At 67.9% G+C, this 24833-nt stretch carries 16 protein-coding genes and 1 tRNA gene; 14 read left to right on the top strand and 3 right to left on the bottom strand.

The annotated features are described in order from the left end of the window. The first annotated feature begins 21 nt into the window (after positions 1–21). From thrS to KY501_RS11965, 9 genes are all read left to right on the top strand, one after another. Positions 22–1950: a threonine--tRNA ligase gene (gene thrS / locus KY501_RS11925; RefSeq protein WP_224362997.1), complete on the top strand. Its 1929-nt coding sequence runs from the start codon at positions 22–24 to the stop codon at positions 1948–1950. A gap of 116 nt (positions 1951–2066) precedes the next feature. Then, a complete protein-coding gene (infC, locus tag KY501_RS11930; RefSeq protein ID WP_255636416.1) occupies positions 2067–2852 on the top strand; it encodes a translation initiation factor IF-3 in 786 nt (261 codons plus the stop codon). Positions 2853–2942: 90 nt separating this feature from the next. Further along, on the top strand, positions 2943–3152 hold the full coding sequence (gene rpmI, locus KY501_RS11935) for a 50S ribosomal protein L35 (protein WP_224362999.1): 210 nt from the start codon (positions 2943–2945) through the stop codon (positions 3150–3152). Between the two features lie 83 nt (positions 3153–3235). Further along, entirely contained in the window at positions 3236–3583 is a 348-nt protein-coding gene (gene rplT, locus KY501_RS11940; RefSeq protein ID WP_224363000.1) for a 50S ribosomal protein L20, read from the top strand. A 152-nt stretch (positions 3584–3735) separates the two neighbouring features. After that, positions 3736–4785 carry a phenylalanine--tRNA ligase subunit alpha gene (gene pheS, locus KY501_RS11945; RefSeq protein WP_224363001.1) on the top strand — a complete coding sequence of 350 codons (1050 nt, stop codon included), beginning with the start codon at positions 3736–3738 and terminating at the stop codon, positions 4783–4785. A 20-nt stretch (positions 4786–4805) separates the two neighbouring features. Further along, positions 4806–7217 (top strand): phenylalanine--tRNA ligase subunit beta, encoded by a 2412-nt coding sequence (pheT, locus tag KY501_RS11950; protein ID WP_224363002.1) that lies wholly within the window; start codon positions 4806–4808, stop codon positions 7215–7217. Between the two features lie 93 nt (positions 7218–7310). Beyond that, on the top strand, positions 7311–7694 hold the full coding sequence (locus KY501_RS11955; protein WP_224363003.1) for an integration host factor subunit alpha: 384 nt from the start codon (positions 7311–7313) through the stop codon (positions 7692–7694). Between the two features lie 99 nt (positions 7695–7793). Further along, positions 7794–7870: transfer RNA gene (locus KY501_RS11960), tRNA-Pro, on the top strand. Positions 7871–8369: 499 nt separating this feature from the next. Continuing rightward, the gene (locus tag KY501_RS11965; RefSeq protein ID WP_309242964.1) at positions 8370–13562 is read left to right on the top strand and encodes a trifunctional serine/threonine-protein kinase/ATP-binding protein/sensor histidine kinase; all 5193 of its coding nucleotides are present in this window, start codon (positions 8370–8372) and stop codon (positions 13560–13562) included. A 7-nt stretch (positions 13563–13569) separates the two neighbouring features. Here KY501_RS11965 and KY501_RS11970 read toward each other — a convergent pair whose 3' ends face one another. Next, the gene (locus tag KY501_RS11970; protein ID WP_224363005.1) at positions 13570–15636 is read right to left on the bottom strand and encodes an OPT family oligopeptide transporter; all 2067 of its coding nucleotides are present in this window, start codon (positions 15634–15636) and stop codon (positions 13570–13572) included. 116 nt (positions 15637–15752) lie between these two features. On the opposite strand from KY501_RS11970, the gene KY501_RS11975 reads away from it, so the two are divergent. Further along, entirely contained in the window at positions 15753–16505 is a 753-nt protein-coding gene (locus tag KY501_RS11975; RefSeq protein ID WP_224363006.1) for a hypothetical protein, read from the top strand. Continuing rightward, positions 16502–18037: a hypothetical protein gene (locus KY501_RS11980; RefSeq protein ID WP_224363007.1), complete on the top strand. Its 1536-nt coding sequence runs from the start codon at positions 16502–16504 to the stop codon at positions 18035–18037. Before KY501_RS11975 ends, KY501_RS11980 begins: the two co-directional genes overlap by 4 nt. 4 nt (positions 18038–18041) lie before the next feature. Here KY501_RS11980 and KY501_RS11985 read toward each other — a convergent pair whose 3' ends face one another. Further along, positions 18042–19496, bottom strand: coding sequence for an NADase-type glycan-binding domain-containing protein (locus KY501_RS11985; RefSeq protein WP_224363008.1), 1455 nt, complete (start codon positions 19494–19496; stop codon positions 18042–18044). A gap of 304 nt (positions 19497–19800) precedes the next feature. Here KY501_RS11985 and KY501_RS11990 point away from each other — a divergent pair, with 304 nt between their 5' ends. Next, positions 19801–21291, top strand: a complete 1491-nt coding sequence (locus KY501_RS11990; protein WP_224363009.1) for a methyl-accepting chemotaxis protein — start codon at positions 19801–19803, stop codon at positions 21289–21291. Positions 21292–21321: 30 nt separating this feature from the next. On the opposite strand, the gene KY501_RS11995 is transcribed toward KY501_RS11990, so the two are convergent. Then, on the bottom strand, positions 21322–22827 hold the full coding sequence (locus KY501_RS11995) for an MFS transporter (protein WP_224363393.1): 1506 nt from the start codon (positions 22825–22827) through the stop codon (positions 21322–21324). A gap of 248 nt (positions 22828–23075) precedes the next feature. On the opposite strand from KY501_RS11995, the gene KY501_RS12000 reads away from it, so the two are divergent. Together KY501_RS12000 and KY501_RS12005 are read left to right on the top strand one after the other, a co-directional pair. After that, entirely contained in the window at positions 23076–24074 is a 999-nt protein-coding gene (locus KY501_RS12000; RefSeq protein WP_224363010.1) for a polyprenyl synthetase family protein, read from the top strand. Next, the gene (locus tag KY501_RS12005; protein ID WP_224363011.1) at positions 24071–24667 is read left to right on the top strand and encodes a GbsR/MarR family transcriptional regulator; all 597 of its coding nucleotides are present in this window, start codon (positions 24071–24073) and stop codon (positions 24665–24667) included. Before KY501_RS12000 ends, KY501_RS12005 begins: the two co-directional genes overlap by 4 nt. Positions 24668–24833: the final 166 nt, after the last annotated feature.

A 24833-nucleotide genomic window follows, 5' to 3' on the forward strand; every position in this document is an offset into this window, starting at 1 on the left:
TGGCGTTTCGAGGTCTCGACAATGTCCGACATGATCACGGTGACGCTCCCGGATGGCAGCCAGAAGCAGACCGCTCGGGGGACGACCATCGCGGACTTCGTGCGTGACGGCATCGGCGCGGGGTTGGCCAAGGCGGCCCTCTTCGCCCGCGTGAATGGCCAGGACGTGGATCTGGCCCGGCCGCTCACCGAGGACGCGAAGCTACAGGTCTTCACCACCAAGAGCCCCGAGTCCCTGGAGCTCATCCGTCATGACGCGGCGCACGTGGTGGCCAGCGCGGTGCAGCGCCTCTTCCCAGGTACCCAGGTGACGATCGGCCCGTCGACCGAGGAGGGCTTCTACTACGACTTCTTCCGCGAGAAGCCCTTCACGCCCGAGGACCTGGAGAAGATCGAGGCCGAGGCCAACAAGGAGATCTCCCAGAACCTGCCCTTCGTCCGCAAGGAGATCTCCATGGACGATGCGGTGCGCCTCTTCGAGGAGAAGGGCGAGAAGTTCAAGGTCGAGATCGTCAAGGACATCGCGGCCAAGGGCGCCAAGACGCTGACGCTCTACAGCCACGGGGAATGGGTGGACTTCTGCCTCGGGCCCCACGGCCCCACCACGGGCCGCATCGGCGTCATCAAGATCCTGTCCTCGAGCGGCGCGTACTGGCGCGGTGACCACCGCAACCCGATGCTCCAGCGCGTCTATGGCACGGCCTTCTTCGACAAGAAGGCGCTGCAGGAGCACCTGACGCGCATCGAGGAGGCCAAGAAGCGCGACCACCGCAAGTTGGGCAAGGAGCTGGACCTGTTCCACTTCCACCCGTACGCGCCGGGCTCGGCCTTCTGGACGCCCAAGGGCACCACGCTCTACCAGACGCTCTCCACCTGGATGCGCCGCCTCACCGCCGAGCGCGGCTACGTGGAGATCAAGACGCCCCTCATGTTCAACAAGGGCCTCTGGGAGACGAGCGGCCACTGGGGCAAGTACAAGGAGAACATGTTCCTGGTTCTCGACAACGAGTCCGGCGAGCACGACTTCTCCCTCAAGCCGATGAACTGCCCCTCGCACCACCTGTTCTTCGGCTTCAAGCGCCATAGCTACCGGGATCTGCCGCTGCGCTTCCACACGCAGGACGTGCTTCACCGCAACGAGGCGGCGGGCTCGCTCGGCGGCCTCACCCGCGTGCGCCAGTTCGCCCAGGACGACGCGCACATCTACTGCATGGAGAGCCAGATCGGCGACGAGGTCCGCCGCTTCGTGCAGTTCCTCGATCACGTCTACAACGCCGTAGGGCTGAAGTACTCGGCCAAGTTCTCCACGCGCCCCGAGCAGCGGCTCGGCGACGACGCCACGTGGGATCACGCGGAGACGGCGCTGGAGGGTGTGCTCAAGACGCTCGGTGTGCCCTACGAGGTGAAGCCGGGCGAGGGCGCCTTCTACGGCCCGAAGATCGACTTCGACGTGTCCGACAGCATCGGCCGCAAGTGGCAGCTGGGCACCATCCAGCTCGACTACCTGGCCGCCCAGCGCTTCGAGCTCACCTACATCGGCGAGGACAACGCCGAGCACAAGCCGGTGGTCCTCCACCGCGCCATCTTCGGCTCCTTCGAGCGTTTCATCGCCATCCTCACGGAGCACTTTGCAGGTGCTTTCCCCACATGGCTGGCGCCGGTGCAGTTGGCGATCGTCACCGTGGCGGACCGGCAGTTGGAGTACGCCCGCAAGGTGAAGGAGCAACTGCGCGCCAAGGGCTATCGGGTGGAACTGGACGAGCGCGGCCAGACGCTGAACGCGAAGATCCGCGAGGCGCAGATCCAGAAGATTCCCTACACCCTGGTGATCGGCGACAACGAGGTGGAGGCGGGTGGGGTGGCTCCGCGCCGCTACGGTGGAGAGGACCTCAAGAGCATGAAGCTGGAGGCCTTCGAGGAGCTATTGGCCAAGGAGGCCGGGATCCCCTGAGGGGGTGGCCGGGTGTCGGCAGAGGTCCGGAAGTCGCTGACCTCCCTTGACTCCGGGTGGTAGAAAAGTATCTTGCGCGTCTTCCATGGGAGGGAGGCAGGCCCAAACTCCCGTATTTGGAGGATCTTCACATCGTCCGCGATCAAAGAACGAACCGCCGTATTCGCGCTCGTGAAGTCCGTGTCGTGGGACCGGCTGGCGAGCAGCTCGGTGTCCTGACGATCGAGCAGGCCCTGGAGCGTGCTCAGTCCGAGGGGATGGACCTTGTCGAGGTCAACCCCATGGCCAAGCCGCCAGTCTGCAAGATCATGGACTACGGCAAGTTCAAGTACGAGGAGAAGAAGAAGGCCTCCGAAGCAAAGAAGAAGCAGGTTGTGGTCCACCTCAAAGAGGTGAAGCTCCGTCCGAAGACCGAGGAGCACGACTACGAGTTCAAGGTCCGCAACATCAAGCGGTTCCTGGAAGAGGGCAACAAGGCCAAGGTCACCATCGTGTTCCGCGGTCGCGAGATCACCCACAAGGAGCTGGGCAGCGCGATCCTCGATGACGTGAACAAGGACCTGAAGGACGTAGCGGTGGTAGAGCAGGTGCCCCGTATGGAAGGGCGCCAGATGTTCATGATCCTCGCGCCCAACCCGAAGGTGGCGCAGCGCGCCAGGGATCAGGCCCGGCAGCAGGCGGAGGCGGCGGCGAAGGCGGAGGCGGCGGCGGGCAAGAAGCCCGAGGGCAACAAGGTGGAAGGTAACAAGGTGGAAGGCACCAAGCCGGCGGGTGGCAAGCCCGATGGCAAGCCAGACGGCGAGAGGCAGGAAACCCGGCCGGCGGGGGGCGAAGCGGCTCCTCCGGCGGCTCCGCAGAGCGGGCCGGCAGCCGGGGCGGCTGCGACGGGCGGGACGAAGTAGAGAGATTCGGCTGTCGGCTTCGGCTGTCGGCCTGTAACAGAGGCCGAAGGCTGGAGAGCTGACGGCAACAGAGAAGGAAGGACTGGGACAATGCCGAAGTTGAAGACCCGGAGTGCTGCGAAGAAGCGGTTGCAGGTGAAGAAGAGCGGCAAGGTGAAGCACGGCAAGGCCTACGGCAAGCACCTCTTCACCCATGCGAAGACCCCGGCCCAGAAGCGGCGCAACCGCGGCACGGGTCACCTTCGCGACATGGATGCCAAGAAGGTCATCAAGGAGCTGTTCCCCTACGGGGCGAACTAGCAGAACACGAACCATGGACCCTGGCGGAGCGGCGTGAGGCCTGCGCCGCGGGGTTCCCCACCTGAGCAGTCGAGGAGTGTGTCATGCGCGTCAAGAAGGGTTTCAAGGCCCGTCGCCGTCGTAATAGGATTTTGAAGCTGGCCAAGGGTTACCGTGGCCGTCGGAAGAACTGCTACAAGCGGGCCAACCAGGCCGTGGAGCGCGCGCTGGACTACGCCAGCCGCGATCGCGCGGTGAACAAGCGCAAGTTCCGCGCTCTGTGGATCGTCCGCATCAACGCGGCGGCTCGCACGGTGGGCCTGTCCTACTCGAAGCTGATCGCCGGGCTGGCCAAGGCGAAGATCTCCCTGGACCGCAAGGTGCTGGCCGACATGGCCATCGCGGATCCCGCGGGCTTTGCCGCCGTCGCCAACATCGCGAAGGCGGCCTGACCCACGCCCGGCCCGCGAGGCCGGTGCATAGAGCGCTCGGGAGGCTCCTGGTTGGAGCCTCTTGTGGCGAATGAGTACACGGGCTGCCCTCGCCAGGGGCGGCCCTTTTTTTTGCCCAGGCTCCACGGGAGCGCGGGCAGGGGAGCGAAGACATGCGGGATCGCTTGCAGGCCCTCGCGGAGGCAGCGCGGCGGGACATCACCGTCGCCTCCGAGGTGACGGCCGTTGAGGCGTTGAGGGTGCGCTACCTGGGCAAGAAGGGAGAGCTGTCCGGCGTGCTCGGGGGCATGGGCAAACTGCCTCCCGAGGAGCGCAAGGCTCTGGGCGAGGTGGCCAACCAGGTCAAGGCGGAGATCGAGAAGCTGCTGGGCGAGGCGCTCCAGCGCGCAGAGGATGCCGCGCTCGAGTCCGAGCTGAAGGGCCCCAAGCTGGATGTCACGCTGCCCGGGCGGGGTGTGGCTCCGGGGAGCCGGCATCCGGTGTCGCGGACGATGGAGGAGATCGTCCGGACATTCGGGCGGCTCGGGTTCTCGATGGAGGTGGGGCCGGAGATCGAGCTCGACTACTTCAACTTCGAGGCGCTCAACCTGCCCAAGGATCACCCTGCGCGAGACATGCAGGACACCTTCTACGTGGACGAGGCGACGCTCGGGCACGCGAAGAAGGCGGACAGTCCGGTGCTGCTGCGCACTCACACGTCCCCGGTGCAGGTGCGGCACATGCTGGCGAAGAAGCCGCCCATCCGCGCGGTGATGCCGGGCCGGGTGTACCGGCGGGACTCGGACATCACCCATACGCCCATGTTCCACCAGGTGGAGGGGTTGCTGGTGGACAAGGACGTGAGCTTCGCGGAGCTGAAGGGCTCTCTGGATGCGTTCGTGAAGGCGTTCTTCGGCTCGGACACGCGCACGCGCTTCCGGCCGTCCTTCTTCCCCTTCACCGAGCCGTCGGCGGAGGTGGACATCTCCTGTACCTCGTGCGGCGGCAAGGGCTGCCGCATCTGCAAGCAGACGGGCTGGCTGGAGGTGCTGGGCAGCGGCATGGTGCACCCCAACGTCTTCACCTCGGCTGGGTACGACCCGAACGAGGTGACGGGCTTTGCTTTTGGCATGGGCGTGGAGCGCATCGCCATGTTGCGCTACCGCATCGACGACCTGCGGATGATGTTCGAGAACGACGCGCGCTTCCTCGAGCAGTTCTGAGCGACGGAGAGGGCTGACCTGTGAAGATTTCGGTGAAGTGGCTCGGGGAGTACGTGGCGCTGCCGGCGTCGGTGGATGAGCTGGCGCGCAAGCTGACCGCGGCGGGGCTGGAGATCGAAGGCTTGGATCGTCCCGGTGAGGGGCTGCGCGGCGTGGTGGTGGCGCAGATCAAGGAGTCCGTGCAGCACCCCAACGCGGACAAGCTGTCCGTGACGAAGGTGGATGCGGGCGGCTCGGCACCACTGCAGGTGGTGTGCGGCGCGAAGAACTACAAAGTCGGCGACAAGGTGCCGCTGGCCACCGTGGGCACGAAGCTGCCCAATGGAGTGGAGATCAAGCAGGCCGCGCTCCGAGGCGTGGACAGCTTCGGCATGCTGTGCTCAGCGAAGGAGCTGGGGCTGGCCGAGGACTCCTCTGGGCTGCTCATCCTGTCGCCGGAGATGAAGCCGGGAACCCCAATCGCCGAGGCGCTGGGGTTGGATGACGTGGTGCTGGAGGTCAACGTCACTCCGAACCGGCCGGATGCGCTCTCGCATCTGGGCGTGGCGCGCGAGGTGGGCGTGGTGACGGGTGCGGCCTTCAAACCCCCCGAGCCCAAGCCAGCCGAGAAGGGCGCCTCCGCGGCTGAGAAGATCAAGGTGCGGATCGACGATGCGGCGCGTTGCCCGCGTTACGTGGCTCGCATCGTCGAGAACGTCACGATCAAGCCGTCGCCCCAGTGGATGCAGGATCGGCTGAAGGCCTGTGGCGTGCGTGCCATCAACAACGTGGTGGACGTGACCAACTACGTCAACCTCGAGTACGGCCAGCCGCTGCACGCCTTCGATCTGGAGAAGCTGGCGGGTCACGAGATCGTCGTTCGCTGCGCGAAGCAGGGCGAGAAGATCCGCACGCTCGACAACAAGGAGCGCACGCTCGACGCGGATGATCTGGCCATCTGTGACCGGGATCGTCCTCAGGCCATCGCCGGCGTCATGGGCGGCGGAGACAGTGAAGTAGGGGAGGGGACGAAGCACATTGTCCTCGAGTCCGCGCACTTCCAGCCCTCCAGCGTGCGTCGCTCGTCCAAGCGCCACGGCCTGCACACGGAGGCCTCGCACCGCTTCGAGCGCGGGGCGGACATCGACGCCGTCGTGCCGGCCATCGATCGGGCCGCGCAGCTCATCGCGGAGCTCTCCGGAGGCTCGGTGGCCCCGGGCCGCGTGGATGTGTACCCGAGTCCGAAGCCGCCCCGGCGCGTGACGCTGCGTTACGGACGCGTGGGGAAGTTCCTGGGCACGGCCGTGCCGGAGCCCGAGTGCCGCCGCATCCTCGGCGCCCTGGGCTTCAAGACCGTGGAAGATGGCTCCGGGCAGACGACGTTCGAGGTGCCTCGGGCCCGCGTGGACGTGGAGCGTGAGGAGGATCTCCTCGAGGAGATCGCCCGCGTGTTCGGCTACGACAACATCCCCGCGACGCTGCCTCGGGGACTGGCGGAGCTGGCTCCCGAGCCCGCCTCTGCCGAGGCCGAGCGGCGGGTGCGCCAGGCGCTCTCCGGCGCGGGGTTGAACGAGGTGGTGAACTACTCGTTCGTGGCGCCTCGGAGTCTGGAGGTGCTGGGTGGGAAGGAGGCCCCCGTGGCGCTCGTGAACCCGCTCAGCGTTGAGCAGTCGGCGATGCGCACCAGTCTGCTGCCCGGGTTGCTGGAGAACCTCTCTCGCAGCGTGCGGCACCAGGTGGAGCGGGTGGCCGTCTACGAGACGGGCCGTGCCTACTTCCGCGATCCGGAGGGTGGCCAGGGCCGGCGTCCTGCCACGCGCGAGGTGCCTCGGGTGGCAGGGCTCCTCTGGGGCCTGCGCTCCGGGCGAACCTGGACTCAGAAGGACGCCCACATGGACTTCTACGACGCCAAGGGCGCCGTGGAGGCCGTGTTCCACCTCCTCCACGTGGAGGGTGTCCGCTTCGCGCCCGCCGAGGCCCCCGCCTGGCACCCGCGCGCCTGCGCTCAGGTGCTGCTGCCAGATGGAACGGCGTTGGGCTACGTGGGCGAACTGCACCCGCGCATCACCAAGGCGCTGGGACTGCCGCAGGGGGTATACGCGTTCGAGCTGGACACCGAGCCCCTCTACGCCGCGGCACAGCTCGTTCCCGAGTACCACTCGCTGCCGCGTTTCCCGGCCGTGCTGCGCGACCTCGCGGTGGTCGTCCCGGTGGAGCTGCGCAATGACGAGGTGCGCAAGGTGATCCTGGAGGTGGGAGGGACGCTGGTGGAGGACGCCCTCGTGTTCGACGTGTACACGGGCAAGCCCATCCCCGAGGGGAAGAAGAACCTGGCGTACGCCATCCGCTACCGCTCGCCCGAGCGCACGCTCACCGACGCGGAGGTCAGCGAAGCGCACCAGCGGATCATCTCCGAGGTGAACCAGCGGCTGGGCGGGGCGTTGCGAGCCTGAATTCCTGAGTGAAGTCAGAGGGTTGACAGCCCTTCGGAAAGGCTGTCAGCATCAGTTGGGAGTATCGCGCTGAAGGGTTTTCCGAGGGAGCGTATGACGAAGGCGGACATCATCGAGGGCGTCTACGAGAAGGTCGGCTTCTCCAAGAAGGAGTCGGCCGAGATCGTCGAACTCGTCTTCGACACCCTGAAGGAGACGCTGGAGCGCGGGGACAAGATCAAGATCTCCGGGTTCGGCAACTTCCAGGTGAGGCAGAAGAAGGCGCGAGTGGGCCGCAATCCGCAGACGGGCAAGGAGATCGAGATCTCGGCCCGCCGGGTGCTGACCTTCCGGCCGAGCCAGGTGCTCAAGAGTGCACTGAACGGGGAAGCGCCGCCGGAGAACCACGCGGAGATCGACGCGCGGGAGGAGGAGGCGGACGACAATGACGAGTTCGACTCCGAGGACGAGTTCGGAGACGAGGCGGACGGGAAGTAGGAGCAGGGTCCGCCGGTTTTCTCACGGCTGCCTGCGGCTCTTGCTTGACGCTGGCGTCATGTGGGGGCATAAGGGCGGCCCGTTTCGGACGGGAAGTTTCGGGGCGTAGCGCAGCCTGGTAGCGCACTTGCTTGGGGTGCAAGTGGTCGCAGGTTCAAATCCTGTCGCCCCGACCATCGAAGGCCCTGGAGTTTCTGGCGAAAGCCGGTGACTCCAGGGCCTTCACTTTTTCGGGCGATACTCCATGTGTCAACAGGCTGTGCGGCCGGAGTCAGGTCTGTGTTTCTGGCAGATCCCGCGTCAACCCTGTCAGCTCTGCCGTAATCAAACTCAAGGTGTCATTAGATACCCGAGGCTCCGCTCGACTCCCCAACCAGGAAGACAGGGCCTTGGGTGTTCGCAGGTTTCACCCGAGTTCCTAGCGCCTTCCGCGTTTGTTCACCTCCCCACCGCAGCACGGCATCCGGGGATCGGCGATGATACGCATCTGTCAGGCTACCGCTCCGAGTGGAACCTGAAACAAACCCGCGCGCGCTTCGGTCCAGAGTTCGCGTCAGGGGGAGATGGATGCTCGAACTTCCAGGGTACTCGCTCCTAGAGCCTCTCCACCCCAGAGGCCCCAACCTCCTGTTCCGCGCCCTCCGCGGGGATGATCGCCGTCCGGTTCTCCTCAAGATGCCGCGCTCGGAGCATCCAGGATCTCGCGAGCGATCCCGCCTCGAGCACGAGTACTCCCTCTTGCGCCGCCTCGAGGGCACTCCCGGTGTCCCCGTTCCCCTCGCTTTCGAGGTGCACCAGGACCGCCCCGTCCTCGTCCTCGAGCGCGTCGAAGGCTTCCTCCTCTCCGAGCCGCAGGGCGCCGTCTTCGAGCCCGGCCGCTTCCTGTCGCTCGCCAGCGCCCTGGCCTCCACACTCGCCGAGGTCCATCGGCGCGGCGTCATCCACAAGGATCTCCAGCCCGCTCATCTCCTTCTTGCTCCCACCGGTCAGCCCTGGATCATCGACTTCGGCTGCGCCACCCTCCAGCAGGTCCAGCACGTCCAGGCTGCTCCCCTCCAGCTCATCGAGGGCACGCCCGCTTACATGTCCCCGGAGCAGTCCGGGCGCATGAACCGCACCCTCGACTACCGCACCGATATCTACTCGCTGGGCATCACCTTCTATGAACTCCTCACCGGCAGCCTCCCCTTCGAGGGCAAGGACGCGCTGGAGTGGATCCACGCCCATCTGGCCCAGGCCCCCACGCCTCCCCACCAGCGGGTGCCCTCCATCCCTCCCATGTTGTCGGCTGTCGTCCTCAAGCTGATCGCCAAGATGCCCGAGGAGCGCTACCAGAGCTTCGAGGGTCTCAAGGCCGATCTCGAGGCGTGCCGCGAGCGGCTCGCGCGAGGTGTCGGGGAAGAGTTCCCCCTGGGTTCCCAGGACTTTCCCGCGCGCTTCCAACTGCCTCAGAAGCTCTATGGCCGCGAAGCCGAGATCGATGCCCTCCTCAGTGCCTTCGAGCGCGTCACCCGTCAGGGCCGCTCCGAGTGGGTCCTTGTCCGTGGCTACTCGGGCATCGGCAAGTCGTCCGTCGTGCAGGCGCTGCACCAGCCCGTGCTTCAGCGCCGCGGCTTCTTCCTCAGCGGCAAGTTCGATCAGCTCCAGCGCGACGTGCCCTATGCCACGCTCGCTCAGGCCTTCAAGGGTCTGGTGCAGCAGCTGCTCGCCGGCAGTGACGCCGAGGTCGAGGCCTGGCGACAGCGGCTCCTGGAGGCCTTCGAAGGCTTCGGCCAGGTGCTGGTGGAGCTCGTTCCGCCCCTCGAGTGGGTGGTCGGCCGGCAGCCCGACGTCTCCGAGATGCCGCCTCAGGAGGCGCAGAACCGCTTCCACCGCGTCTTCCAGCGCTTCCTCAGCGTCTTCGCCACGCCCGAGCGTCCGCTGGTCCTCTTCCTCGATGATCTCCAGTGGGTCGACTTCGCCAGCCTCGAGCTGCTGAAGTTCCTCGCCACGCACCCCGATACGCCTCCGCTCCTGTGGGTGGGCGCCTACCGCGACAACGAGGTGAGCTCCTCGCACCCGCTCATGCTGAGCGTGGAGGAACTGCGCAAGGGGGGCGTGCGCCTGGGGGACATCTCCCTGGGGCCCCTGCAGCTGGAGCAGACGCGGCAGCTCGTGGCCGATGCCCTGCCAGGCACGCGCTCCGAGGTGCTACAGGCCCTCACGGACGTGCTGCAGGCGAAGACGGGCGGCAATCCCTTCTTCCTGCTGCAACTGCTGCAGACGCTCTACCAGGATGGGCTCCTCGTCCGCGCCTCGGGTGGAGGCTGGCGCTGGGACGAGGCCGGGGTGAAGGCCAAGGGGTATTCGGACAACGTCGTGGAGTTCATGGCCGGCCGGCTCCGGCAGCTGCCCGATCCCACCCAGCAGTTGCTGCGCCTCGCCTCGTGCGTGGGCAATGCCTTCTCCGCGCCCACCCTGGCCCTGCTCGGCAGCATCGAGGCCATCGAGCTGGAGCGCCGCCTGGAGCCCGCCCTCCATGAGGAGATGGTGGTGCAGACCGGCGGAGACCAGTACCGCTTCCTGCACGATCGCATCCAGCAGGCAGCCTACGCCTTGATCCCCGAGGCGGAGCGCAAGTCCCTGCACCTGCGGATCGGCCGCATGCTGCTGTCCAGCCTCTCTCCGGATCAGCTGCGCGAGCGCCTCTTCGACGTGGTGGGCCAGCTCAACGCCGGCGCCGAACTCATGGTGGAGAGCGACGAGCGCCTGCGCCTGGCTCGCCTCAACGCCGAAGCCGGGTGGCGCGCCAAGGCGTCCGCGGCGTGGCGCTCGGCCGTGGGCTACTTCAACGCCGTCTTCCCGCTGCTGCCCGGCGATCCTTGGAAGACGGAGCACGCGTTGGCCTTCAAGCTCCGGATGGATCAGGCCAGCTGCGAACTCATGGCGGGCCACGCCGCCGAGGCTCGCCGCATCGTCGACGAGCTGCTGCCTCGGGCGCTCGCGCGTCCCGAGCTCGCCGAGGCCTATCGCCTCAAGAGCACCCTCCACCTCGCCGCAGGGGAGATCCAGCTCGCGGTGGAGTGCCTGCTCGAGTGCCTGGAGCGCTTCGGCATGCCCATGCCTCACACCCCGACGATCGAGGAGATCCGGGCCGCCGATGCGGAGGTGTGGACGCTGCTGGGTGACAGGCCCATCGAGAGCCTCGCGGAGCTGCCTCCCATGGCCGATCCCGACATGAAGGCGGCCATGAGCATCCTGGCCGACCTCACCGTGCCGGCGCTCTACTCGGGTAGCAGCCTGCTGCCGTACCACCTGTGCCGCATGGTGGCCCTGTCCATTCGTCACGGCAACGCCGAGGCCGCCGCGCACGGCTATGCCTGGTTCGGACTCGTGGGCTGCGTGGCCTCGGCCGAGAAGTACCAGGAGGGCTACGCGTTCGGTCGCGTCGCCCAGCGACTCGTGGATCGGCCCGAGTACGCCGCCCACCGCAGCGCCACTCTGTTCATCCTGGCCCACCTCAGCCGCTGGGTCCGGTCCTTCTCCGTCTCACTCGGCCTGTTCCACGAGACGTTCCGCCACGCGCTCCCTCGAGGCGACTTCCGCAACGCCTGCTACTGCTGCGACAACATCATCATCAACCGCCTGCTCATGGGGCATGAGCTGGGCGACGTGTACCAGGAGTCCGTCGCGCGGCTCGAGTTCGTCCGCAAGGCGAACTACGAGGACGTCGGCACCTTCCTCACCATCTTCCAGAGCCACGTGCAGCAGCTGCGAGGGCTCTCGGATGCCCCCGGCTCGCTGAGCGGTGGCGGCTTCAACGAGAAGGAGTTCGAGGCCCGCGTCGAGAGCCGAGGCCTGCAGTTCATGGCCTGCATCTACTTCATCACCAAGATGAAGGCCCGCTACTTCGGCGGCGAGTTCGAGGCGGCGCTCCAGGCCGCGGATGCCGCCGACAAGCTGGTCAGCCACCTGTCCGGCCTCATCATCCGCTTCGACTTCCACCTGTTCCGCGCGCTGACCCTGGCGGCCTGCTTCCGGTCCATGCCCGCGCGGCAGGAGGAGTTCCTCTCCGCCGCTCGAGAGCACCACCAGCAACTCGTGGCGTGGGCCGGGCTGTGTCCGGAGAACTTCCGCGCGGCGGAGCGGATGGTCGCGGGCGAGTTGGCGCGGATGACCGGGAACACCGAGGAGGCCATGCGGGCCTACGAGGAGGCCATGCAGTCGGGCCGTGAGAATGCGCTGGCCCACCACGTCGGTATCTCCGCGGAGCTGGCCGCCCGCTTCTCCCAGCAACTGGGGTGGGTGACGGCCTCGAACTCCTACGCGCGCGAGGCCTGGGAGGCCTATCGGCAGTGGGGCGCCGAGGGGAAGGCCCGGCTCCTCGAGGTCCAGTGGCCGCGCGTGGCCATGTCTCGCGAGTCGGCGAACAACGGCACGGGCACCTCCCAGCTGGATGCGCTGAGCGTCGTCAAGGCCCAGCAGGCCGTCTCCCGCGAGATCGTCCTGGATCGGCTGGTGGCCACGCTCATGAGTGTCGCGCTCCAGAGTGCCGGAGCCCAGCGCGGAGCTCTTTTGCTGCGCCAGGGAGATCTACTGAAGGTGGTGGCGCTCTCGGATGCCACGGGCAGCAAGCCTCGCGAGGCCAACCAGGCCTTGCCGTGGACGCTGCTGTCCTATGTGCGCCGCACCGGCGAGCCCGTCGTCATCGACGACACGAGCCGTCCCCACGCGTACCTCAGTGACGGCGAGCTGCTGCGCAGCCACGCACGCTCCGTGCTCTGCATGCCCCTGCGCCGCAAGGAGGAGTTCTACGGGGTGCTCTACCTGGAGAACTCGCTCACCACCCAGGCCTTCACTCCCGGACGGCTGGCGCTGCTGGGGCACATCGCCTCGCAGGCCGCCATCTCCATCGAGAATGCACGGCTCTACACCGAGGTGCAGCGGGCCGAGGCCGCGCTGCGCCAGGCGAACGAGGAGCTGGAGCAGCGGGTGGAGGAGCGCACGCGCGAGCTGACGCAGGCCCAGGCCCAGCTCGTGGACACCGCGCGCATGGTGGGCATGGCCGAGGTGGCCACCAACGTGCTGCACGACGTGGGCAACGTGCTCACCAGCATCGTCGTGGACACGGGCCTCATGCGCCAGACAGTGGCCTCCTCACGGCTGGGCCGCATGAAGCAGCTGGCTTCGCTCCTCGAGGAGCAGCGCGAGGACCTGGTGTACTTCCTCACCAAGGATCCCCGCGGCAGCCACCTAGTGGATTACCTCTCAGGCCTGGCGCTGGAGCTGTCCCACGAGCAGGAGGCCCTGCTGCGCACCCTCGAGGACCTGAACAAGAACGTCAACCGCGTGCGCGCCATCGTCCAGATGCAGCAGACGTACGCCACCTCCACGCTCCTCACGGAGGAGTGCGAGTTGACCGAGCTGCTCGAGGATGCGCTGCGGCTCCAGCAGGGCGTCATGCGCCACGCTGGGGTGAGCGTGACGCGCGAGGTGTCTCCGATGCCCCGCGTGAAGATCGACCGCTACAAGGTGCTCCAGATCCTGCTCAACCTCATCAGCAACGCCTGCCACGCCATGGAGGGCGTGCCTCCGGATGACAGGCGGCTGGTGGTGCGGTTGGAGCCCAAGGGCGAGTGGGCCCGCATCCAGGTGGTGGACAACGGGATCGGCATCTCCCCGGATGTCCGCAAGAGGCTGTTCACCCAGGGATTCACCACCCGCAAGGCGGGGCACGGAATCGGCCTGCACTCCAGCGCGCTGGCGGCCCGCTTGCTGGGCGCGCGGCTGACGCTGGAGAGCGAGGGCCAGGCCAGGGGCGCCACCGCGACGCTGGAGCTCCCGGTGGAACAGCCCCTGACCGCCCCGGCGGAGATCGCCGAGGCGTGACGGCGGCCTATGCCTCCGAGGGCCGCCGCGAGATGCGGTACAGCACGAAGCTCATGACCGCGAAGCAGATGAGGCCCAGCAGCTGGTAACCCCCGCTGCCCAGGTGCTCGTCGAGCGCCTTCTCGATCGAGAGGCCGTTCATCGCGTTGCTGAGGGTGTCACTCCCAGAGAGGAGCGCGACGAGCACGCCCGCCAGCGCGCCGCCCGCCACCAGGCCCGTGGCGAAGAGGTTGCCGGGCCCCAGCTCGGACTCCTCCACCTTCTCGCCCTTGCGCGTGGCCATGTAGTCCGCCAGGCCCTTGATGGCGCCGCCCACGAAGATGGGCGCCGTGGTGGACAGCGGCAGGTACGCGCCCACCGCGAAGGACAGCGACTTCACGCCGCACAGCTCCATCGTGATGGACAGGAACACGCCCACCAGCACGAACTGCCAGTCCAGGTTGAACGAGAGCAGGCCCTTGATGAGCGTGGCCATCAGCGTGCCCTGCGGCGCGGGGAACTTGTCCGAGCCGATCATGTGCTCCACGCCCGCGGCCCGCAGCGCCTCGGGGGGCGTGTCCAGCATCTTCACGGTGATGCCGATCACCACCGCCGCCGCCACCGCGCCAATCATCAGGCCGATCTGCTGCGCCCGCGGCGTCGCGCCCACCAGGTAACCCGTCTTGAGATCCTGCGAGGTAGCGCCCGCGTTCGCCGCCGCGATGCACACCATGCCGCCCACGCACAGCGCCATGGGCTGGTAGGCGTCTCCCGTCCAGCCGATGCCGATGAAGATGAGGCAGGTGGCCATCAGCGTGGCGATCGTCATGCCCGAGATGGGGTTGGACGACGAGCCGATGATGCCCACGATGCGCGAGGCCACCGTCACGAAGAAGAACCCGAAGACCACGATCAGCACGCCGAGGAGCAGGCGACCGAAGATGGTGCCGGGCAGGAAGGGCAGGGCGGCCATGATCAGCACCAGCCCCACGCTGCCGAAGAGCACCACCGTCAGCGGCAGGTCCCGCTCGGTGCGCTTGGGAGCGGCGGCACCCGGGCCCTCACGCAGCGAGGCGAGGCTCTCCTTGAAGGCCGAGACAATGGTGGGCAGCGTCTTGAGCAGGGTGATGAAACCACCCGCGGCCACGGCGCCCGCGCCGATCTGCCGCACGTAGGCGCGGTACACCGCAGTGGCCGTGTTGCTGAAGGTATGCGTCACCGGATCCCAGCCGCCCGGGCCTCCCGCCTTGGCGATATCCGTGAGATAGCCCAGCTTCAGCAACTGCGAGGCGATGGTATCCGGCGGCACCAGCGAGGCCAGCAGCGGGATGAGCCCCAGCCATGCCAGCACGCCACCGGCCACCAGCACGCCCGCGATCTTCGGGCCGATGATGTAGCCCACGCCCAGGTACTCGGGGGTGATGTCTCCGTTCAGCGTGGCGGACGGGAAGTACTTGTTCTTCTGTGACGACATCAGCGTGGGCGTCTCGGCGATCAGCTTGAGCACCTTCTGGAGCAGCGCGTAGATGAACGCGAAGCCCACGCCCTGGAAGGCCAGCTTCGCCAGGTTGCCGCCCTTCTCGCCGGCGATGAGCACCGAGGCGCAGGCCGTACCCTCGGGGTAGGGCAGGTTGGCGTGCTCCTTGACGATCAGCGAGCGCCGCAGCGGCACCATCATCAGCGTGCCCAGCACTCCGCCCAGCAGCGCCAGGGTGAAGATGGTCCAGTACTCGAAGTAGCTCGAGCCGTTGCTCTGCGCGCTCAGGAAGAGGAAGCCGGGCAGGGTGAACACCACGCCCGAGGCGATGGACTCGCCCGCCGAGCCGATCGTCTGCACGACGTTGTTCTCGAGGATCGTCGAGCCTCCCAGCTTCTTGAGCACCGAGATGGCGAGCACCGCGATGGGGATGGAGGCCGAGACAGTCAGGCCCGCCTTGAGGGCCAGGTACACCGTGGCGGCGCCGAAGATGATGCCGAAGACCACTCCGATGATGATGGCCTTCGGGGTGAACTCGGCGACGTCGCTCCGGTCCGCGGAGATATAGGGCTGGAACTCGGCTTCCTTCTTCGAGTCGGCTGTGGCGATTTCGGACATGGGTTACCCAGGAGGGAGGGCGTGGCTGGCACCTTCTACAAGCCCAGGCCCCCATAAGCCAATCCCAGAGGGTGGGCTTGAACACGGCGGGGCAATGGCACACCCTCCCGCGTGCCATGCGACTCAAGGATGCCCAGGCCCTCGTGGACCGCTGCTTCGCCGGGATTCCCGAGGGGGCTGCGCGCCTCTCCGAGCCCGATGATCCGCGCTTCGCCGACCGCCCCAGCGCCGTCTGGCTGGAGTACCGCTGGTATGTGCACCAGCGGGGGCTCGCCGAGGTGTTCCTCAAGTGGGGACGGGTGAGCCCCGAGCGAAGCGCTGAGTCCGAGGCCTCCGTCGTCCGTGTCCACCTGATCGGGGACTCCAGCGGGCTCTCGGGGCGCGCCCAGGGCCTGCTGGTGGGCGGCACTCCGAGCCCGGAGCGGATCCTCGGGGTGTTCGGGGATGATGGAGTGGGCCGCGAGTGCGTCTCGTTCGGAGGCACCAACGTCACCCTGGAGCACTGGGTGAAGGGCGGGCCTCGGGAGATGCTGGACGAGGACCGGTACCAGGCGCTCGCCGGGGTCCTGGCCGATCCCGAGTCTACTCCCGAGGAGCGTCATGAGGCGGTGCAGCGGCTCTCCGCCGAGCGCAGTGAGCGGGTGGTCTCGGCGCTGCTCGGGTTGCTGGTGGAGCGCTCGTCGATCATGGCGCTCCGGGTGCTCTCGGAGTGGGGAGTGGTTCAGGCGCGTGAACCGCTGCGGCGGGCCCTGGGCGCGCTGGATCCGGACAACACGTCCGACCTGTGGGCGCTCACCGCGCTAGATCGCCGGCTGGAGGCCTGGGAGTTCATGACGCAGGGCGCCGGACCTGGGACACCTGGGCCGTGAGCCCCGAGGGCCCAGAGCGGGACAGACGTTCTCTTGGCGATCTGGGGCTCCTGGTGGGGCTCACCGTGGGGGCCTTCGTCGTGCGGTTCGCCCGGCTTCTGGAGAGCCCTGAGCCGCCCGGGACGGATGGCTACTACTACATCGTCCAGGTGCAGCACCTGATCGCCGAGGGGCGTCTCCACGTCCCGGACGCGAGCTGGGTCCTCAGGTTGTTGGGGCTGGCCGCATGGCTTGTGGGCGAGCCCATCCGGGGCGTGAAGGGGATGAGCGCGCTGTTGGCGGCCGCGTGCGTGCCGGCGGCGTGGTTCGCGGGGACTCGGCTCGCGCGGGCCTCGGCCTCCGAGGCGCCTTCTCTGGACCGGGAGCGCCTCGCTGGTTGGGTGATGGCACTCTGGGCGGCGGCCTCGCCGACCCTCATGCACCTGGCGGGGGACTTCCCGAAGACCCTCGGGGCCGTGGCTCCTTTGCTCATCGTGCTGGGGTGGGGCGCTACCGCGAGGCGTGGGTTCTGGGCGGCGCTCGGGGGCACGGTGGCGCTCCTGCTCGCGGCGACCGCGCACCGGCTCGGGGCTTCGATGCTCGGGTTGGGCGGGGTGGGGGCGCTCCTCGGGCTCGCGCTCCGTGGACGACGAGAGGCGCCAGAGCGCAAGTGGCCGCTCCTCGTGGCCGGGGGCGCCGCGCTGCTGGGGTTCATCGGGCTCACCAGGGTCCTGCCCAACCTGCTCCATCCGGGCGATCTCGGTAGGGTGTCCACGCAGCTCGATCTGTCGCTCGGTGTGCCGCTGCCGTTCGCCGCGTTCAGGCTCCGCACGACCCATCCCGTGCAGCAGGTGGAGTTGGCGGCGACGTGGGCCGGGCTCTTCCTGGGCCTGGTGCTGCTCTGGCGACGCAGGGCGTTACGCCCACTCGTCTCCGCGCTCCTGCTTCCCCTGGCCGTGTGCCTGTTCCCGCTCTGGCGCCGGGATGTGCTGGACCTGGGCTATCGCCTGTCCCTTCTCGCGCCGCTGCCTGCCGTGGCCCTGGCCGTCCTGGCGCTTCCGGCGCGCCTGTCCGTGCTCGTGCGCTCCCGGAGCGCCATGATCGTCTCACTGGCCCTGGTGCTCGTGGCGCGCTGGGGTTTCGATCCCACCCAGACCCCGCCATACGCGCGCTATCGCAAGCTCATCGAGAGAATCCCGCGCCCGCTGCCGGAGCTGCTGATCGCCCACCAGGGCATCAACTTCCTCTACGGCCACCTCACCTGGCACGAGGCGATGGCCTGGGCTCCCGAGCAGGACCTGGATCGCACGCGCATCGGCCGGATCGTCTGGGGCGTCCGGGATGGGGAGTGGATCACCTATGCCCCAGTTACGGAGGGGCTGCCCACCGCCACGCGGCTCGACTCCTCCTATCTCTACGTGCGCGAGGACGTCTTCGAGGCCTTCCTGGCCCGCGTGAAGGAGGAGGGGGATGAAGAACTCATCGAGCGCCTCAGGGACTGGCGCAACCCCTCCCAGATCCGTCCCGTGTCGATGCTGCGCAACCGCGACTGACGCGCTAGCGCGAGAACAGATCGGTCACCGCCGGGCCTCGCACGAAGAGGGCATCCACGGCCACCAGCTCCTTGTACGTGTGGCCCGCCGTCGCCAGACAGCCCACCGAACGCCCCTGCACGCCCCCGAGCCACTCGGCGGCCAGCTGCTGGAAGGCCTTCTCATCCAGGTCGGCCACGCGAGCAATCTCCAGCGTTCCTCCGCCGATCCGCGTGGACTCGGTCGACTTCTCCTCCACGTCTCCGTAGGGCACCCAGCCCGTCGTCGTCCTGATCACGTGCCGCCGCCCGTACAGCTCGATCGCTGTCCAGGGCTTCGCCGACTTCTTCACCACCCAGGCTCCGTCCAGGACCTCCTTGGACTCATCCACGCCCTTGTCCGGGTCGCCTTCCCCCTGGGTGTTGTCATAGAAGACGAAGGTGTGGTTGCTGCGCAGCTTCAGCGTGCGCACCACCAGCCCGCTCTGCTCCGCGCAGCGGTTGTACCAGCTCTGGTCCACGACCTTCGCGAGGCTCGTGTTGGCCAACTCGCCCTGGAAGACCTTGCGCCGCTCCTCCATGTCGGGAGTGCGCACCGTCAACGTGCCCTGTGCGTCCACGAGCCGCAGCTCGCTCAGGACGAGATCCGGGTACTTCGAGCCCGCGATGGCCTTGTCCACCGTCAGCTTGAACGTCTTGCCCTTGACCGGCGCGGGCAGCGAGATCACCTGCGGGCCGCTCTTGTCCCCCACCTTGAGCACGATGGGCGCTCCACCGTCCACGGACAGCGAGAGCTGGGCCACTCGGGCGTTCTTCTTGAAGTGATCCATCGAGCGCTGGTAGCCGTTCCACAGCTCCAACCCCTTCAGCTCCAGGGGCGAGTCCAGCGTGAGGGTGATGGACTCACCGGCGCCGGTGCCCTTGGCGCCCTCCACCCAGCCGAAGTCGGTCCGGCCATCGAAGAGGAAGCCCGGGTGGTAGGCATCCGCCGGCGTCAGCACCGACGAGGCCTGGATGCGGCCGGGCACACTGCGCGGAGGCTTCAGGGCCAGCGCTTTGCCTCCCTTCGAGACCTGGATCTCACCGATACAGGCCTGTGCGGGGGCGGGGGCCACCAGCTTCACGAACAGGGAGCGGTGCGCGAGCTCACTGAACGAGAAGACAGTCTCCTTGTCCGCGGTAACCGCCTGGGGACTGCCGATGGGTTGCCCATCGACCGAGACTTCGACCTGGGCCGAGGGCGAGCCCGCGCAGCCGCGAACCCCCACGGAACCGAAGGCGGTCGGCTCCTCCAGCCGCAGGAGCAGGCCCTCGTTCGAGGGATCCCCGTCGGGGCGCCAGCCGGCCGTCGGGTTGCCGTCCAGCACCTGTTCCGCCCCCGTGCCGGAGGTGGGCGTGAGGGCCTCCAGCGACGGAGCATCCGCGGCCAGTGCGGTGCACGCCACGAAGAGTACGAGGATCGCGGTAGGGTGAGCCTTCATGCAGGGTCTCCTCGGCAGGGACTGCTTGCTTTCCTGACGGCCGGACATACGCCCCCCAGCCTCGTGGTCTCCGGGGCGACTTCCGCCGTGCTGCGTTTCGATCTCACACACAACTTGCCACGTCTCCTGGCGAACCGAAGACGGGCAGAGTGATTGCATTGTCTTCCAGCCCGCATTCACAATCCACCGCGAAGCCCTTCCTTCAAGCCGTGGAGCCGCGTAGACCATGGCCCCCTGGTATTGACCCTGGCTCTGCTCGATGCGCCTCTCTCTCTCCCAAAAGCTCAGTCTTGGACCGCTCGGTGTGGCGGTTCTCTCGGGGCTGCTGACCTTTGGCTATCTTCTGCCGCGCATGCAGGCCGGCTTCGATGCGCAGGGCGAGGAGATCGGCGCGGGCTTGCCCTATGCGCTGGCGTCCACGCTGACGGAGCCGCTGACCTCGCGCCAACTCGAAAAGGTCCAGAAGCTCACCGATGAGGTCGCCGCCCGCTCCCGCGTCGCCTACATCGCGGTGGTGGATCAGGGAGGTGAGCTCATCGCCGCTTCGGGAACCTTTGCCCCCGTCATCCGCGAGCGAGCCACCGAACTCCTCAAGCAGGACGAGCCGCACTCGTTCCAGATCCGGGATGCGGAGATCCTCTCCTTGCGCGCCCCGGTGCGCGATGGAGCGTTGGGCTACATCCACGTGGGCTTCAACCGCTCCGCCGCGCGAGACCAGCTCCGGGAGCTCACCCTGCGCTTCGGCAGCGTGCTCCTCGGGGCCCTGCTGGCCTTCTGCATCGGTGCCTACCTCTTCAGCCGGCGGCTGGTGGCGCCCCTGCTGCGCCTCACCCAGGTGGCCCGGCGCATCGCCGACCAGGGCGATCTCCGCGAGGCCATCCAGGTGGACTCCCAGGACGAGGTGGGACAGCTCTCCCAGGCCTTCGCGTCCATGGTGAACCGGCTCAAGGAGGTGCTGCACGAGCTCCAGTTCTCCTCGGAGCTGATGACCCAGTCCGTGCGCGTGCTCAGCCACTCGGCCACCGACCAGAACAAGATGGCCAGCCGCTACGCCAGCTCCCTGCACGAGACGCAGACCACGGCCCAGGAGCTCCACCGGACCTCCAGCGATGCTTCCCAGACGGCCGAGTCCGTCCTCAAGGTCGCCGCGCGCGCCGACGAGCTGGGCAAGACGGGCAGCGCCGCCATTGGCGAGAGCATCAGTGGGCTCGTGGAGATGCTCGACCAGGTGAAGCAGATCGCCACGCAGATCACCTCCCTGGGCGAGCGCACCCGGCAGATCGGCGGCATCACCCAGACGGTGAAGGATCTGGCGGACCAGTCCCACATGCTGGCGCTCAACGCCGCCATCGAGGCCGTGCGCAGCGGCGAGCATGGCAAGGGCTTCGCCGTGGTGGCCCGGGAGATCCGAGCCCTGGCCGATCAGTCCATCCGAGCCACCTCGCAGGTGAGAGATCTGCTCGCGGACGTCAGCGAGGCCATCGTCACCACCGTGCGCATCACCGAGGAGGGCACCCATCGCATGGAGGAGGGGCTCTCGAAGATCCGGCAGTCCGGTGACAACCTCCAGGCCCTCTCCGACATCGTCCGGGACAGCTCTGCGTCCGTCCGGCAGATCGCCAGCGCCGTCAGCCAGCAGACCACCGGCATCGAGCAGATCTCCACCGCCGTGAACGAGCTGAACTCGCTGATGAACGACACCCTGGAGCGCATCACCTCGACCACCGCTTCGGTGGACTCGCTCCAGGCTCTCTCGGAGCGCGTCTCCCAGGTGGTTCGCGGCTACCGCCTCTGAGTCCTTGGCGGAGTGGGGGAGGGCAGCGGCTCAGTTCTCGCCGTTGCCCGTACGCGCCTCGGCGAGCACCGGGGCCGGAGCAGGACGAGCGCGCGGCCACAGCAGCTCCGCAAGGGCGCCAAAGGAACGAGCCTGTTGGGCATTCGGCTCGATGATGCGGGTGGCCAGGAAGGCCGCCGCCACGCGAGACACCGAGGACAGCAGGAAGAGCACCTGCAGGTTCACATACTCGTGCTGTCCCAGGGTGAAGTGGGTGGGCAGGACGCTGGCCAGTCCGCCGCCCAGCGCGGAGGTCACCGCATAGGCCAGTCCGCCCGCGGTGGAGAAGGCCGCCAGATAGAAGGGCCGCCCCTTCCGAGGCGCTACCGCCAGCGGCAGCGCGAACACCGCGAGTGCATGCCCGCTCCACAGCGTGCCCGCGAGCACCACGTCGAACACCAGCGGCCACAGCATGCCCGCCGTGGGGAACAGCCAGATCAGCGGCACCGCCGAGAGTCCCAGCGAGCACGCCAGCACCACCGGCTGCGCGCCCACCCGGTCGATGAGCCGACCCCACAACGGCGCCAGCAGCACGCGCACTCCCGCCACGGCCGCCGAGTACAGCGCCATGACGACGAAGGTCATCTTCAGGTTCTGCAGCATGTGCAGCGCGAAGTAGGGCGCTGACAGTCCCACGCTCGCGTTCCACGCCACCTGGTAGAGCAGCACCCGGCGCGAGTGCGGATCTCGTAGAGGCACCCGGGCGGCCTCGAAGTCCAGCCGGATCGCCGAGCTCCCGGGCGCCGGATCGTGCTGCCGGGACATCAAGAAGGTGGTGACGACGCCGACGATGCACGCCAGCGCCGAGAGCGCGGGCAGCGCCGCTCCCACCGCGCCGATCTGCTTGGTGCGGTCCAGGAACACGCCCGCCACCAGCGAGGCCAGCGTACCGGCGATGGTGCACAGCGCGGTGCGCCGTCCGAAGAAGCGCCCTCGGAGCGGACGCGGGACGAGCTCTCCCATCCACGCGACCCAGGCGTTGTTGCCCACCACGCTCAGCACCGCCGACACCGCGGCGATTCCCACCAGGAGCCGCTGCTGCCCGGCCAGGGACAGCGGCAGCCACGGCACCAGGCACAGCGGCAGTACCGCCAGCCGGGACAGGCACACCGCCGTGAGCGCCACTCGCCGGTGGCCGAACGTGGAGGTGAGCCACGCGGCTGGGAACTGCACGAACTGGGCGAAGAAGGACATGGACGTCATCACGCCCACGAGGAACGGCCCCAACTGCAGCGCGATCGCCCACGCGGTGAGCACCGTGGCGCCCGCGCACGCGGTGAACACCTCCGCGAACATCCCCTCCGCCACGGAGGCGCGCAGGGACAGCCTCAGCCATGGCTTCGCGCGCATGGGCCCGGTCTCGGCGTCCAGGGGCGGAGCGCTGACCAGCGGGGCGTTGGCGCCCGGCAGCGAGCTACCCGGGCGGAACAGCGGAATGGCGGTGGCGAGCGAGGCGAGGCTGCGGAGGAAGTGATGGCGCAAGGCGGCGGGAGACACGCGATCCACGGATGAAGAGGATTCTTTCTTTCTCTCTCACGGGCGCCGCGGCCACTCAAACCCTTCTCGACGCAGTGCGGCAGGATGGCTGGGGAGCAACCAGCTTGGGTGGCTTGGGTGGTCCTACACCGGTGCTTCTCACACCTGGCATCACACCGCTGGGACGCTGCGTGTGGCTCTCAGAGGATTCCCTTCACCGTTCACGCGGTCTTGAACTATATGAACGTCCCGAGGAGAAAGGTCTCTGCATGGAACTGGCTCGCGAACTGTCTGACTTTCTCGGCATTGTGGAGCAGCGCATTGTCGCCGCGCTGGCGGATGGGGACGCCGGGCCGGGCGTGAAGGGCGACACGTTGATGGAGGCCGCGCGCCACCTCGTGCTGGGTGGCGGTGGCAAGCGCGCCCGCCCCATGCTCGTGCGTCTCTTCGGAGATGCCGTGGGCGTGCCCGCCGAGACGCTGGTCGAGATCGCGGTCGCCGCGGAGCTCATCCACTCCGCCAGCCTCCTGCATGACGACGTGGTGGACGCCGGCATGTTCCGCCGCGGCCGGCCCACGGTGAACTCCCGCTGGGGCAACATCGTCGCGGTGATGAGCGGCGACCTCATCCTCTCCACCACGCTGCTGCGCCTGGTCCAGATGGACTCCCGTGTCGCGGAGACGGGTCTGTCCGTCGTCTCCGAGATGACCCGCGCGGCCATCGCCGAGGTCGAGGCGCGCGGTGTCATGGATCTGCCCATGCCGCAGCTGCGCTACATCGCCGAGGGCAAGACTGGCTCGCTGTTCGGCTGGTGCGGCAAGGCCGCCGCGCTGCTCGCCAAGAAGCAGGACGCCGAGGCGCGCTTCGACGGCTTTGGCCGTCACCTCGGCGTGGCCTTCCAGATCGCCGACGACATCCGCGACATCCTCGGCACGGACGTGGGCAAGCCGCAGTACGCGGATCTGTACTCGCGCTCGCCCTCCATGCCCATCCTCCTGGCTCTGGCCAAGGATGAGGGGCTGCGCCGCAAGCTGCGGGACGCGTGGGCCTTCTCCAGCATCGCTCCGGAGCGCGCTCAGGAACTGGGCGCCGCCATCATCGCCACGGGCGCGGTGGATATGTCGCTGGAGCGGCTGAACGCGGAGATCGTCTCGGCGCTGGACTTCCTCGGGCCCTACTCGGACACGGTGGGCGGGCAGGAGCTGGTGGGTTGGGCGCGCAAGCTGTCTGACGGCATCACCGCGCAAGTGCGGAGCAAGGTTGCGTGAAGGGCTACCTCTGGACAGGTGGCGTGACCCCGCCCGGTCCCGAGTCGCTCACGGCTCCGGGAGTGCTGGCGCCGTGGGAGGCCATGGCCGTGGAGGCCGTGGGCAACGTCATCGAGTTCTGGGGGTTCAAGCGCAACCAGGGCCGTGTCTGGGCGCTGCTCTACCTGCGGGGTGAGCCGCTCACGGCCGGAGAGATCGAGCGCGAGCTGGATCTCTCCAAGGGCGGCGTCTCCATGCTCCTGAAGGATCTGGAGCGCTGGGGCGTGGTGCAGCGCGTCCGGTCGCCCCAGGACTCCGTCTGGCGGTACGCGGCGGAGACGGATCTGGTCCGCATGGTGACGCACGTCATCGAGGAGCGTGAGGCAAGCTTCGTCTCTCGCATCCGCGCGGACATCGCCGAGTCCCTGCGCATGGCGCGGGAGTCCGGCGCGGTGGACACCGAGCGCATCCAGCGGCTGGAGAAGATGGCCACCCTGGCTGAGCACGTGGAGAAGGCCATCCGCCTGTTCATCAAGACGGCGCGGCTGGACGTGGGCGGCGTACTCGGAGCGTTCCGCGACGAGGTCAACGCCGTTCGCAAGAAGATCCGCTGAGCCCCTGAGAGGGGTTCGCGGCGCCGCGGAACTCCGCGGCCCTGGCAGCAATCCGACACAAGCCCGAAAAGAAATGCGCCGGCGGGAGAGTTCCGCGCCGGCGCATTCCTAACGACTCAGTACCTTCGAGAGAAGCCCCGGGGCGCCTGCTTCAGCGCCCCGGAGC

The organism is Hyalangium versicolor (assembly GCF_020103695.1).
Taxonomy (GTDB): domain Bacteria; phylum Myxococcota; class Myxococcia; order Myxococcales; family Myxococcaceae; genus Hyalangium; species Hyalangium versicolor.